The organism is Kribbella ginsengisoli, from assembly GCF_039537185.1.
Taxonomy (GTDB): Bacteria; Actinomycetota; Actinomycetes; order Propionibacteriales; family Kribbellaceae; genus Kribbella; species Kribbella koreensis.
Genome location: NZ_BAABAA010000013.1, coordinates 308,505 through 320,411 on the forward strand (window position 1 = coordinate 308,505; position 11,907 = coordinate 320,411).

Below are 11,907 nucleotides of genomic sequence, written 5' to 3' on the forward strand. Positions count from 1 at the left end.
GACGCCGTGAGCATAAGGACGAGATCTCGGATGAGTCAAGACACCAGAGCGGGCGGACGGCTGGGCGACTCGTCGTTGCTGCGCAGACTCAACCTCTCCGCGGCCCTGAGCGCCTTCGTGAACGCGCCCAGCCTGACCCTGCGCGAGCTCCGGGTGGTGGTCGGCGTCTCCCGCCCGACCGCCGAGGACCTGCTCGCCGAGTTGCTCACCGAGGGACGCGTCGAGGAGACGGCACCACCTCGGACGGCGACCGGCCGCAGCGCCGGCCGTCCTGCTCGGCACTTCAGGTTCCGGGCGGAGTCCGGCTATGTCAGCGGCATCGACATCGGGGCACACAAGGCGATGGCCGTCGTCACCGATCTACGCGGCAACACGTTGGCCAGCCGGCGGGTAGAGCTGGATCCCAACCTGCCCGCGACCGAGCGGCTGCAGGCTGCGATCGACACCACGAAGGCCTGCTGGGCCGATGCCGAGCTGGAGCCCACCGCGATCACCGGCATCGGCTGCGGCATCACCGGAACACTGAGGGCAGCCGAGGGCGTGTCCGACGTACGGGTCGGGCCGGTCGGATCGGGGCTGGCGCCGTACTCACTGCCTGGATTCACCGAGGTCGATGTCGCGAAGGCCTTGTCCGACGGGCTCGGCAAGCCCGTCGCGGTGGCCAACGACGTGAAGCTCGCCGCGCTGGCCGAGCACTGGAAGGGTGCGGCGCAGGAGCACCGGGACATCGTCTACATGTTCGCCGGACATCGCGCGGGCGCCGGCGTACTGATCGATGGGCAGGTCCATCAGGGCCGGCACGGCGCCGCCGGTGAAATAGGAGCCCTGCCGATGCTCGGCTGGGAGGCTGCGGTCGACCGGCTGCATGCCCGCGGAGCCGCGCTCGCTGCCGAAGCCGGAGCTTCCGCGGGCCGCGAAGGTGAGTTCGTGATCGCGTCAGCCGCCCTGCAGGATCCCGAGAGTCTGGCCGTGCTGATCGAGTTCGCCGAGGTACTGGCGCGCGGCGCGGCCGTCCTCGCACTGGCCGTCGACCCCGAGGTCGTCGTCCTGGGCGGCGGTATGTCCCGCGGCGGCGCGATCATCGCCGAGCCGTTCCGGCGCGAACTGGCCAAGCTGACCCTGGTCCCGCTCGAGGTGGTCACCTCGACGATGGGCGCCGACTCGGTCGCCCTCGGCGCGGCCCGGATGGCCCTCGACTCGGTCTTCACCGACCTGCTCACCGTCCCCGGCAGCTGACCGCAGAAATAGGCAGTCTATTTGTCATTATCAAGCCGACGAGGGCTGTGCGAGGCTTGGTCCTGCGAGTCACCGACGGAAGGATATTCAGGATGACGAACGACGCCGGGATCCGGCCCGAGGTCGCGCCCTCGGGGCCGGGCTGTGTCGAGTGCACCGACCGCGGCGGCTGGTGGTTCCACCTGCGCCGCTGCGCCGAGTGCGGGCACATCGGCTGCTGCGACAGCTCGCCCGAACAGCACGCCAGCGCGCATGCCGCGGAGACGGGCCACCCGATCATCCAGTCCTTCGAGCCGGGCGAGGACTGGTTCTGGAACTACACCACCGAGGAGATCGTCGAGGGCCCCGAGCTCGCGCCGCCGGTGAACCACCCGGTTGACCAACCGGCGCCCGGCCCGCAGGGCGCAGTACCGGCCGACTGGGTGCAGCACATCCACCAGTAGGGAATGTCCACCCCCTGATCCCTGTTGCGAAGATCATGAAGGTTCGAAGGTCTCTACGTTCACTCAAGTCGAAACCCGGCGCCCAGGTGGTCAAACGCGGCAAGAGGGTCTACGTCATCAACCGCAAGAGCCCGCATCTCAAGGCTCGCCAAGGCTGATCCACTCTTTGATCCCCGGCATCTGCCGGGGATCAATGGTGTGCCCACCCGCGAACCCCCGCACCTCGACGTCAGCGTCTTTCAGCCTGAGATTGCCGGCGAGAGTCTGGGTCTGTCCGGCCGTCGCCATCGGGTCGCGGTCGCCGTTGACGATCAGCACCCGCTTGCCCTTCAGACTGTGGTCCGACGGCCCGGTATCCGCGAAGGGCACCATCGCGCCCATCAGTACCGCACCAGCGAGCGACTCCGGATGGCGAAGGAGCAGGGCAGAGGCCATGTTGGCGCCGTTGGAGAAGCCGACAGCAAGCCAGGACCCCGCCGGTACGCCGTACTTCCCCTCCGACTCGGTCAGAAACTCGGCCAGCTCATCGGCCCGCGCCCGCAGGTCGTCCTCGTCGAAGACGCCCTCCTCGAAGCGCCGGAAGAAGCGCGGCATCCCGTGCTCCAGCACGGTCCCTCGCGGCGACAGCACCGGCGACGACGGCGACAGCTGAGCCCGCAACGGCAACAGTTGCTCCTCGTTGCCCCCGGTGGAGTGCAGGAGCAGTAACGGCGGCGTACCGGTGCCCGGCAGCCAGACGTGCGGCCGGTCACTCATCGATCGGAGGGGCCGGCAGCCGGAGCGCCGGCAGCGAGTTCTGGATCTGCTCGCGATTCGGCTCGAGCCAGGGCGGCAGCTTGAGGTGCTGCCCCAGCTCCAGCAGCGGCTCGTCCACGGTGAAGCCGGGCTGATCGGTGGCGATCTCCAGCAACACCCCGCCCGGCTCGCGGAAGTAGATCGACGTGAAGTACTGCCGATCGAGGATCTCCGTCACGTGGATCCCGGCCTCCAGCAGCTGCAGCCGCCACTGCGCCTGCGTCTCCTGATCCGGCGCCCGGAACGCGATGTGATGCACAGTCCCAGCCGCCTGGAACCCGCGAGACTCCTTGCTGGGCAGGACATCCACGGCAGTCCCCTGCTGGCCGCCACCCATCACCAGCCGCGTGCGGTCCGACGTGTTGTGCCCGTACTCCATCCCGAGCATCCCGGCCAGCATCTGCTCGGTCGGCTCCAGCTCGGCCTCGGTCATCGTCACCGAGTACAACCCTCGAACAGCACTGTCAGCCGGTACGGCGGCAGCCCCGTCCCACCCCGACCGCGTATCGCCGTCCGACGCGACCAGCTCGATCACCAACCCATCGGGGTCGCGGAACCGGAGTACCTCCTCGTCGGACCGCGTGACCGGGTCGTCCGCATCGACGCCGAGTTCCTTGAGCCGCTTCTGCCACCAGCCGAGCGCCTCCGGCGGAATGCTGAACGCCGTCGCGGTCGTCATCCCGGTGCCCTGCTGACCGGACTCGGCGCCGGGCCACGCGAAGAACGTGAGCAGCGTGGAGGGGTTGCCGGACTCGTCCCCGTAGTACAGGTGGTACCGGTCGGGGGCGTCGAAGTTGACGGTCTGCTTCACCAGCCGCAGGCCGAGCACCGACGTGTAGAAATCGACGTTGCGTTGCGGATCCTCCGCGATGGCGGTTACGTGGTGCAAACCATGCGGTGCGAGTGCGGCAGACATCAGCTCATTCCTCTCCGTCCCGGGTTAGCTTGACCATATGCCTGACTATCCCGCGTCGATCGCCGAAACGGACCACATCGAGCCGGTACCACGCCGGATCCGGGCAATGCTCGGCTCCCAGGTCGTACTGGACACCACCCGAGCCGTTTACCTCTGGGAATGGCCCAACTACCCGCAGTACTACATCCCGCTCGCCGACGTCGCTCCCGATGTCCTCGTCGACGAGGACCACCCACAGAAACTGAAGCGCGGTACTGCGAGACGCCACGCCCTCCAGGTCGGCGACATCCACCGCCCCGCCGCCGCCCGCGTCTACGGCGACGACGCGATGAGCGGGCTGACCGGCATGGTCCGCTTCGAGTGGGCATCCCTGGACGCGTGGTTCGAGGAGGACGAGCAGGTCTTCGTCCACCCCCGCAACCCGTACACCCGGGTCGACTCCCTGCGCTCGACCCGCCACGTACAGGTCTCGCTCGACGGCCTGGTGCTGGCCGACTCGTCGTCGACCGTGATGGTCTTCGAGACCGGCCTTCCGACCCGGTACTACTTCAATCGCACCGAGGTCGACTTCACCCACCTGGAATGGTCCGACACCGAAACCGCCTGCCCGTACAAAGGCAGGACCACCGGCTACTGGTCCGTCCGCTCCGGCGACACCCTCCACCCAGACCTCGCCTGGACCTACGACTTCCCCACCCTTGCCCTGCAACCCATCGCCGGCCTGATCGCCTTCTACAACGAGAAGGTCGACCTCGCGATCGACGGCGTCCCGATCGAGCGCGTCGTCACGCACTTCTCCTAGTTCACGGCGGCGAAGAAGTCCGCGGCCGGGATGGTGAAGTTGAGCAGAGCGCCCTCCCGGTGGGTGGCCGCGGTCGGCCAGCGGCGGCGGACCATCCTCAGCACCCTGTCGTTCACGGCGCTGACCATGACGACGAACTGAGCCGCGCCCGAGGCGATGGCATCGTGCGCGGCCGCGGTCAGCATCCGTACGCCGAGGCCGCGCCGCTGCTCCGGTTCCGCGACGATCAAGGCCAGCTCGGCCGTCGGGACGGTGGCGCCGTTGACCCATGCCCACATCGCGTGGCCGACCACCTCGCGGTCGCGTTCGGCGACCCAGGCCGCGCCGTTCGGGCAGACCAGTTGCTGCACCAGCGCCGGCCGCGGCGGCTTGCCGATCGCCGTCTGGAATCGCATGTACAGGCTGAAATCGGGCATGCCGTCGAGCATTCCCGACAGCGACTCCACGTCGGCGTCACCGGCTCGCCGGAGTACGAGCTGATCCGCCTCGACCACCTGAGTCTGATTCACGGATTCAGCTTCCATCGGGTTGGCTGAGTCTGTCAAGTAGACGTAGCCTGGGTTTCATGAGCACCCAGGCGGCGGTACCGGAGGCCATGCACTGGTCGACCGAGAACTGCACGATCTCCCGCACGATGGAGATCCTCGGCGAGAAGTGGACGTTCCACGTCCTGCGGGAGGTGTTCGTCGGGGTCCGCCGGTTCGAGGACATCCGCGCCCGCGCCAACATCCCCCGCCAGGTCCTCACCGACCGGCTGACCGCCCTGATCGACCGCGGCCTGCTCCGCCGCGAGGCCTACCGCATCCCCGGCCAGCGCGAACGGTACGAGTACCGCCTCACCCAGGCAGGCCTCGACCTCTACCCGGTGATGGTCGCCCTAGTCCAGTGGGGCGACCAGTACCTCCCCATGGATGCCGGCCCACCCCTGCTCCCCGAACACCGCGGCTGCGGCGAACGGGTGGAGGTAGTCCTCCGCTGCGAGGGCGGCCACACGCCAACTCCTCGCGAGGTCGCCTTCCGCCCAGGACCGGGCGCGACCCCACGAGAGGTCAGCTAACAGGAACGCGAGCCAACTCAGCAGTTGAGTCTCGGACGATCAAACGGGTCGCCAGCTCCACATGATGGGAGTCGACCTTTTCGCCCGCCGCCAACTGCAACGCAGTACGAAGCGCGACCGCGCCCATCTCGCGCAGCGGCTGCCGGACGGTCGTGAGCTGCGGCGAAGCGAGGCGGGCGACCTGCGTGTCGTCGAACCCGATCACGCTGAGGTCCTCAGGTACCCGCAGCCCACGAGCGCGCGCCGCCTCCATCACACCCAGCGCGGTCTCGTCGCTGCCCGCGAAGATCGCCGTCGGCGGCTCCGGCAGATCGAGCAGATCGGCCCCACCCGCCAGCCCGTCCTCGTACAGGAACTCGCGAAGCCACACATAGTCCTTCGGCACCGGGACCCCCGCCGCCTCCATCGCGCCCCGGAACCCGTTCAGCCGCGCCTGATTGCACCCCGAACTGGGCGGCCCACCCAGATAGGCGATCCGCCGATGCCCCAGCGACAACAGATGCTGCGTCGCCGCCATCCCACCCGCGAAGTTCGTCGAGCCCACACTCGTCACATCAGGCTGCGCGATGCTGATCGGATCGACGACCACCAAAGGCAGCCGAGCCCGCGACAACGCCGCCAGGTCCGCGTCGGTCAGCTCGCAGGTGATCCCGATCGCCGCCCGCCGCCCGGTCGCCGTCAACTCCCGGATCCAGGGAGCCGCCCGCCCGCTACTCCGGTTCGCGTGCGGATGCGACCCCACCACGACGTCCACATCAGCCGCCTGGCCGGCCTCGACGACCCCCTGGATCACCTCGACCGAGTAGCTGTTGAGAAACCCCTGGTAGAACAACTCGACGGTGATCCGCTCGACCTGCTCCGGCCGGCGCCCGATGTACTCGTGCTCGCGGAGCAGCTCCTGCACCCGGGCACGCGTCGACTCGGACACATCGCTGCGCCCGTTGAGCACCTTGGAGACCGTCGCGACCGACACTCCAGCAGTGGCGGCGACGGTGGCCAGCGTGACCCGACCGCTCAAGCGTTCCTCCTCACCACAACAGGGGTGACCATCGTACGATCGTGGCCCACCACGCGCGTCTCACCAACGACCCGCACGGCAGCGCGGCACGGCAGATCGGCCGACGAGGTCCCCACCAGTACTTCGAGCTCGCCCGCCTCGACTATGCGGCGCAGATCTGCCCCACTGTAAGCCGTCCGGTCCGCGTCCACCTCGAACGCCACCTCCACCACCTCGCCCGGATCCAGCGACACCCGCGCGAACCCGGTCAGCAACTTCAACGGCCGAGCCACCTGCGCCACCACGTCGTGCAGGTAGAGCTGCACCACTTCATCACCCCGCCGCTCGCCTGTGTTGCGCACCTTCACCGTCGCGACAAAGGAGCCGTCCGTGGCGATCTCTTCCGCGCTGAGCTCCAGCCCGGAGACCTCGAAGGTCGTGTACGACGAGCCGTACCCGAACGGATACAGCGGCACAGCCTCCAGCCCGCTGATGCCCGCGCTCTCCACACTCCCGAGCGCCGGCTGCAAGTACGTGCCCGGCTGCCCGCCCACGTGCCGCGGAATCTGCACCGGCAACTTCCCGCCAGGCACCACCCGCCCGCTCAGCACCCCGGCGATCGCGGCCCCACCTTCCTGCCCAGGAAAGAACGCCTGCACCAACCCAGCAGCTCGCCCTGCGATCTCACCCAACGCGTAAGGCCGTCCAGACACGACCACCACGACTACCGGCGTACCGGTCTCAAGCAAGGCATCGACCAGCTCAGCCTGTACGCCGGGCAGCCGCAAATCCTCCGCATCGCACCCTTCACCAGACGATCCCTGCCCGAAGAGCCCGGACAGATCCCCCACACAAGCAATCACCACGTCCGCCTCACGCGCAGCCTCGACCGCCGCGGCGAACCCGGACCGATCGTCCCCGAGCACAGCGCTCCCCTGCTCGTAGACGCATCCGGTGATCTCGTTGCTCAAGGCATCGAAAAGCGTCGGCACCGAGATCCCCATCCCGCGCTCCGGATAGCGCGGCAACACGTGATTCGGGAACGCGTAACACCCCATGAACGTCCGCGGATCACCCGCGCACGGCCCGACCACCGCGACCCGCCGCGGCGCAAGGCGATCCAGCGGCAGCGCCGTACCGGCGTCGAGCAGAACCACCGACCGCTCGGCGATCTCCAACGCCAGCGCGCGATTCTCGGCCGAGTCGAAATCACAAGAACCAACCGAGCCCTCCGGAGTCCACGAAGGATCGAGCAGTCCCAACTGCACCTTCTGCAGCAGGACTCGACGAGCAGCCCGATCGATCAGCTCCTCCGAGAGCTCCCCCGATTCGACGCGCTCGATCAGCCCCGCGCCGAACCCGATCGTGTCCGGCAACTCGACATCGGTGCCCGCGGCAAGCGCCAGCGCCCCGGCGTCCTCAGCCGTCGCCGCCACCCGATGCATGCTGGCCAGGAACGGCACCGCCCAGTAGTCCGACACCACGGTTCCCGCGAAACCCCACTCGTCGCGCAACACCTGCGTGAACAGCCACGAGTCGGCTCCAGCCGGCAGGCCGTCCAGATCGGCGTACGAGGTCATCACCGAGCCGGCCTCGGCCGAGGCGAGCGCCATTTCGAAGGTCGGCAGGATGACGTCGAGCAGCTCCCGCCGCCCGATCGACACCGGCCCATGGTTGCGCCCGGCCCGCGAGGCGGAGTACCCGGCGAAGTGTTTCAGCGTCGCGATCACCCCGGCGCTCTGCAGCCCGCGCACATACGCAGACCCCAACATCCCTACCAGATAAGGGTCTTCACCCAACGTCTCCTCGACCCGGCCCCACCGATAGTCGCGCACGACGTCGAGCACCGGCGACAACCCTTGATGCACGCCGGCCGCGGCCATGTCCCGCCCGATCGCCGCCGCCATCCGCTCGACCAGCTCTGGATCGAATGTCGCACCCCAAGCCAGCGCCGTCGGATAAACGGTCGCCCCATAAGTCGTGAACCCGGTCAAACACTCCTCATGCACCAACGCCGGTACGCCGAGCCGCGACCGGTCGAGCACCACGCGATGCTGGCGAAGCAGCTCCGCCTTGCCCTCGTAGACCGAGAGCGGAACGCTGCCCCAGACCCGGGTGAGGTGACCGAGGCCGTGCCGGCTCGCCTCCGCCAGCGGGACGGATCCACCCGCGGTGAAGACGTCCTGCATCGGCGCGACGTTGAGCTGCTCTTCGGCCGGCTTCTCGGTCTCGGCCATGTCGTTGCCGACCCAGCGACTACCGAGCTGACCGACCTTCTCCGCCAGCGTCATCGCCTGCAGCAACAACTCGGCCCGCTTCTCAGCCGGAAGACTGAGATCGCGCCACTCTCGGTTTTCGAAATGTTTCGACACTGCAGACCCGTTCATAACGCTTAATCTCACCCACAAATGCAGCGTATTCAAGGTCTTGACAGCAATACTCCCGAAATCTACGTTACGAAACATGACGACCTCACGGCGCAACTTCCTTCGCCTGACCGCCGGCAGCGCCGCGATAGCGGCCGGACTCTCGGCGTGCGGCACCTCCGGCCCCAAGAGCTCTGGCAGCTCCTCCGAAGCGGGCGCGACCGGTTCCGGCGCGACCTACTGGTTCCTCACCGGTCAGCCCCAGCAGGCGATCCGCGAGGCGCAGGTCAAGCGGTTCAACGACGCGAACCCGGACACCAAGATCAAGACCACCGAGTTCCAGAACGACGCGTTCAAGCAGAAGATCAAGACCGCCATCGGGGCCGGCCAGGGCCCGACGCTGATCTGGGGCTGGGGCGGCGGCGGTTTGAAGGCGTACGTCGAAGCGGGCCAGGTCGAGGACCTGACCGACTGGCTCAACAAGGACCAGGCCGCGCTGAAGGAGTCGATCTTCCCGTCCGCCTTCACCGCGGCGACCGTCAACGGCAAGATCTACGCGGTACCGGGCGAGACCGTGACGCCGATCGTGCTGTTCTACGACAAGCGCGCGTTCGAGCGGATCGGCGCCGAGCCGCCGAAGTCGTGGCAGGACATCATGTCGCTGGTGCCCAAGTTCAACGAGAAGGGCATCGCGCCGTTCTCGCTCGGCGGGCAGTCGCGCTGGACCAACATGATGTGGCTGGAGTTCCTGTTCGACCGGATCGGCGGCGCCGAGGTCTTCCAGAACATCTTCGACGGCAAGGCCGACGGCTGGTCCGACCCGTCCGCGCTGAAGGCGCTGGAGGAGATGCAGAACCTGATCAAGGCGAACGGCTTCATCAAGGGCTTCTCGTCCATCACCGCCGACTCCAACGCCGACCAGGCCCTGCTCTACACCGGCAAGGCCGCGATGATGCTGCACGGCGCCTGGACCTACGGCGGTATGAAGGCCTCCGGCAAGGACTTCGTCACCGGCGGCCACCTCGGCTACATGAACTTCCCGCCGTACGAGGGTGGCAAGGGCGACCCGAGCGACACCGTCGGCAACCCGGGTCAGTACATGTCGATCTCGTCCAAGGCGAGCCAGGCCGACAAGGACATCGCGAAGAAGTTCATCGCCAACAACACCCTCGACGACGCCACCGTGGACGCCTGGGTGAAGTCCGGCAGCATCCCGGTCGTGAAGAGCGCGAAGGACAAGCTCTCCTCGATCACGGACAAGAACGACTCCGAGTGGCTCAACTTCGTCTACGACACCGCGGCGAACGCGAAGAACTTCGCCCAGTCCTGGGACCAGGCGCTCAGCCCGGCCGCGGCCGAGACGCTGCTCGACAACATCGCCAAGCTCTTCCAGCTGTCGATCTCGCCGCAGCAGTTCGCGGACAGCATGAACGGGGTGATCGGCAAGTGACGGCTGCCGCTCCGACCGTCGCAAAGGTCGCCGGGCGGACGACCTCGCAGGCCGGCCGGAGCGGTTCGGTCGCGTGGATGGCCCTCCCCGCCCTCGCGATCTTCACGGTGTTCGGGGTCGTCCCACTGGTCGGGGTGCTGCTGCTCAGCTTCGCCCAGTGGGACGGTCTCGGCGCCATCCACACCGCCGGAATCTCCAACTGGCGTTCGGTTCTCAGCGATCCGGCGCTACCGCACTCGCTGTTCGTGACGTTCGAGATCATGATCCTGTCCTGGGCGGTGCAGACGCCGATGAGCCTGCTGCTCGGCGTCTTCCTGGCCGGCCGCCAGCGATACCGGGCCCTACTCGCGGTCCTGTACTTCGTCCCGCTACTGCTCAGCTCGGCCGCGATCGCCATCACCTACAAGGCGTTGCTCGACCCGAACTTCGGCCTCGGCGCCGGCCTGCACCTCGACTTCCTCGCCCAGGACTGGCTGGGCAAGTCCAACCTCGCGATCGGCGTGGTGATCTTCGTCGTCTCCTGGCAGTTCATCCCGTTCCACTCGCTGATCTACCAAGGCGGCGTCCGGCAGATCCCGACCACCATGTACGAGGCCGCCTCGATCGACGGCGCGGGCCGGGTCCGGCAGTTCTTCTCCATCACGCTGCCGCAGCTCAAGTACACGATCATCACCTCGTCGACCTTGATGGTGGTCGGTTCGCTGACCTTCTTCGACCTGATCTTCGTGCTCACCGCGGGCGGCCCTGGTGATGCCACCCGGGTGCTCGCGCTGGACATGTACAAGCGCGGCTTTCAGGCGAACCTGATGGGTCCGGCCAGCGTGATCGCGGTGCTGCTCGTGCTGATCGGCCTCGCGCTCGCCCTGCTGCTGCGCAGACTCGGCGGCAGCACGACGGCCAGCCAGCAGGAAGGTGCCTGAGATGCGGTTGATCCGGCGGAACTGGCTCGGCGGCGCGGCCGGCTGGCTGTGGCTGGTGATCGTGCTGATCCCGCTGTACTGGATCGTCGTCACCAGCTTCAAGGACCAGGCCGGCTTCTTCACCCAGAACCCGTTCGCGCTGCCGGCCGATCCGACCACCGAGAACTACAAGCTGGTGATCGAGTCCGACTTCCCGCGGTACTTCGTGAACAGCGTGATCGTCACGGCCGGCACGATCCTGCCCGCGGTCGCGATCGCCTTCATGGCGGCGTACGCGATCGTCCGGGGCGCCGGCAGCCGTTTCCTGGCCGGTGTCAACGGGCTGTTCCTGATGGGCCTGGCGATCCCGCTGCAGGCGACGATCATCCCGGTCTACCTGCTGATCATCAAGATGCATCTGTACGACAGCCTGCTGGCGATCATCCTGCCGTCGATCGCGTTCTCGATCCCGCTGTCCGTCCTGGTGCTGACGAACTTCATCCGCGACGTGCCCAAGGAGCTGTTCGAGTCGATGCGGGTCGACGGCGCGACCGAGTGGGGCATGCTCCGCACCCTCGCGCTGCCGCTGACCCGGCCCGCGCTCGTGACGGTCAGCATCTACAACGGCCTCGGCGTCTGGAACGGCTTCCTGCTGCCGCTGATCCTGACCCAGAGCCCGGAGAAGCGCACCCTTCCACTCGCTCTGTGGACCTTCCAGGGCCAGTACTCCGTGAACGTCCCGGCCGTCCTCGCCTCGGTCGTGCTGACCACTCTGCCGATCGTCATCCTGTACGCCCTCGGCCGCCGCCAGCTGCTCAGCGGCCTGACCGCCGGCTTCAGCAGGTAATTGCATCAGGCACCGATCCAAAAGAACCGCCACCCGATCCGGGTGGCGGTTCTTTTTTGTTTCGTGACCGATCGGAGCCAACATTTTCACCCCTGCCGG

General features: G+C 67.5%; 13 protein-coding genes. 8 read left to right on the plus strand and 5 right to left on the minus strand.

The features are described 5' to 3' along the window. The first annotated feature begins 30 nt into the window (after nucleotides 1-30). The 3 genes from ABD768_RS34650 to ABD768_RS34660 all read left to right on the plus strand — a co-directional run bounded on the left by ABD768_RS34650 (nucleotide 31) and on the right by ABD768_RS34660 (nucleotide 1,837). Nucleotides 31-1,236 carry an ROK family protein gene (locus ABD768_RS34650; RefSeq protein WP_344847858.1) on the plus strand — a complete coding sequence of 402 codons (1,206 nt, stop codon included), beginning with the start codon at nucleotides 31-33 and terminating at the stop codon, nucleotides 1,234-1,236. Nucleotides 1,237-1,328: 92 nt separating this feature from the next. Continuing rightward, the gene (locus tag ABD768_RS34655) at nucleotides 1,329-1,679 is read left to right on the plus strand and encodes a UBP-type zinc finger domain-containing protein (protein WP_344847860.1); all 351 of its coding nucleotides are present in this window, start codon (nucleotides 1,329-1,331) and stop codon (nucleotides 1,677-1,679) included. A gap of 35 nt (nucleotides 1,680-1,714) precedes the next feature. Continuing rightward, nucleotides 1,715-1,837, plus strand: coding sequence for a ribosomal protein bL36 (locus tag ABD768_RS34660; protein ID WP_343969433.1), 123 nt, complete (start codon nucleotides 1,715-1,717; stop codon nucleotides 1,835-1,837). On the opposite strand, the gene ABD768_RS34665 is transcribed toward ABD768_RS34660, so the two are convergent. Next, complete coding sequence (locus ABD768_RS34665) at nucleotides 1,818-2,435, minus strand: alpha/beta hydrolase (RefSeq protein WP_344847862.1); 618 nt, start codon at nucleotides 2,433-2,435, stop codon at nucleotides 1,818-1,820. The two genes, ABD768_RS34660 and ABD768_RS34665, sit on opposite strands and share 20 nt — an antisense overlap. Then, complete coding sequence (locus tag ABD768_RS34670; protein ID WP_344847863.1) at nucleotides 2,428-3,390, minus strand: ring-cleaving dioxygenase; 963 nt, start codon at nucleotides 3,388-3,390, stop codon at nucleotides 2,428-2,430. The genes ABD768_RS34665 and ABD768_RS34670 overlap by 8 nt, the downstream gene beginning before the upstream one ends. Nucleotides 3,391-3,427: 37 nt before the next feature. On the opposite strand from ABD768_RS34670, the gene ABD768_RS34675 reads away from it, so the two are divergent. Beyond that, the gene (locus tag ABD768_RS34675; protein WP_344847865.1) at nucleotides 3,428-4,192 is read left to right on the plus strand and encodes a DUF427 domain-containing protein; all 765 of its coding nucleotides are present in this window, start codon (nucleotides 3,428-3,430) and stop codon (nucleotides 4,190-4,192) included. On the opposite strand, the gene ABD768_RS34680 is transcribed toward ABD768_RS34675, so the two are convergent. Continuing rightward, on the minus strand, nucleotides 4,189-4,701 hold the full coding sequence (locus tag ABD768_RS34680; RefSeq protein WP_344847866.1) for a GNAT family N-acetyltransferase: 513 nt from the start codon (nucleotides 4,699-4,701) through the stop codon (nucleotides 4,189-4,191). The two genes, ABD768_RS34675 and ABD768_RS34680, sit on opposite strands and share 4 nt — an antisense overlap. Before the next feature lie 56 nt (nucleotides 4,702-4,757). Here ABD768_RS34680 and ABD768_RS34685 point away from each other — a divergent pair, with 56 nt between their 5' ends. Further along, nucleotides 4,758-5,249, plus strand: a complete 492-nt coding sequence (locus ABD768_RS34685) for a winged helix-turn-helix transcriptional regulator (RefSeq protein WP_344847867.1) — start codon at nucleotides 4,758-4,760, stop codon at nucleotides 5,247-5,249. Here the strand turns inward: ABD768_RS34685 and ABD768_RS34690 are convergent. Beyond that, on the minus strand, nucleotides 5,242-6,267 hold the full coding sequence (locus ABD768_RS34690) for a LacI family DNA-binding transcriptional regulator (RefSeq protein ID WP_344847869.1): 1,026 nt from the start codon (nucleotides 6,265-6,267) through the stop codon (nucleotides 5,242-5,244). The genes ABD768_RS34685 and ABD768_RS34690 overlap by 8 nt on opposite strands. Beyond that, a complete protein-coding gene (locus ABD768_RS34695) occupies nucleotides 6,264-8,633 on the minus strand; it encodes a glycoside hydrolase family 3 N-terminal domain-containing protein (protein WP_344847870.1) in 2,370 nt (789 codons plus the stop codon). The genes ABD768_RS34690 and ABD768_RS34695 overlap by 4 nt, the downstream gene beginning before the upstream one ends. A 76-nt stretch (nucleotides 8,634-8,709) precedes the next feature. On the opposite strand from ABD768_RS34695, the gene ABD768_RS34700 reads away from it, so the two are divergent. The 3 genes from ABD768_RS34700 to ABD768_RS34710 are packed head-to-tail and all read left to right on the plus strand — an operon-like array spanning nucleotide 8,710 to nucleotide 11,808. Further along, the gene (locus ABD768_RS34700) at nucleotides 8,710-10,062 is read left to right on the plus strand and encodes an extracellular solute-binding protein (RefSeq protein WP_344847872.1); all 1,353 of its coding nucleotides are present in this window, start codon (nucleotides 8,710-8,712) and stop codon (nucleotides 10,060-10,062) included. Beyond that, nucleotides 10,059-10,982, plus strand: coding sequence for a carbohydrate ABC transporter permease (locus tag ABD768_RS34705; protein WP_344847873.1), 924 nt, complete (start codon nucleotides 10,059-10,061; stop codon nucleotides 10,980-10,982). Before ABD768_RS34700 ends, ABD768_RS34705 begins: the two co-directional genes overlap by 4 nt. A 1-nt stretch (nucleotide 10,983) precedes the next feature. Further along, nucleotides 10,984-11,808 (plus strand): carbohydrate ABC transporter permease, encoded by an 825-nt coding sequence (locus ABD768_RS34710; RefSeq protein ID WP_343969463.1) that lies wholly within the window; start codon nucleotides 10,984-10,986, stop codon nucleotides 11,806-11,808. The last annotated feature ends 99 nt before the right edge of the window (nucleotides 11,809-11,907 follow it).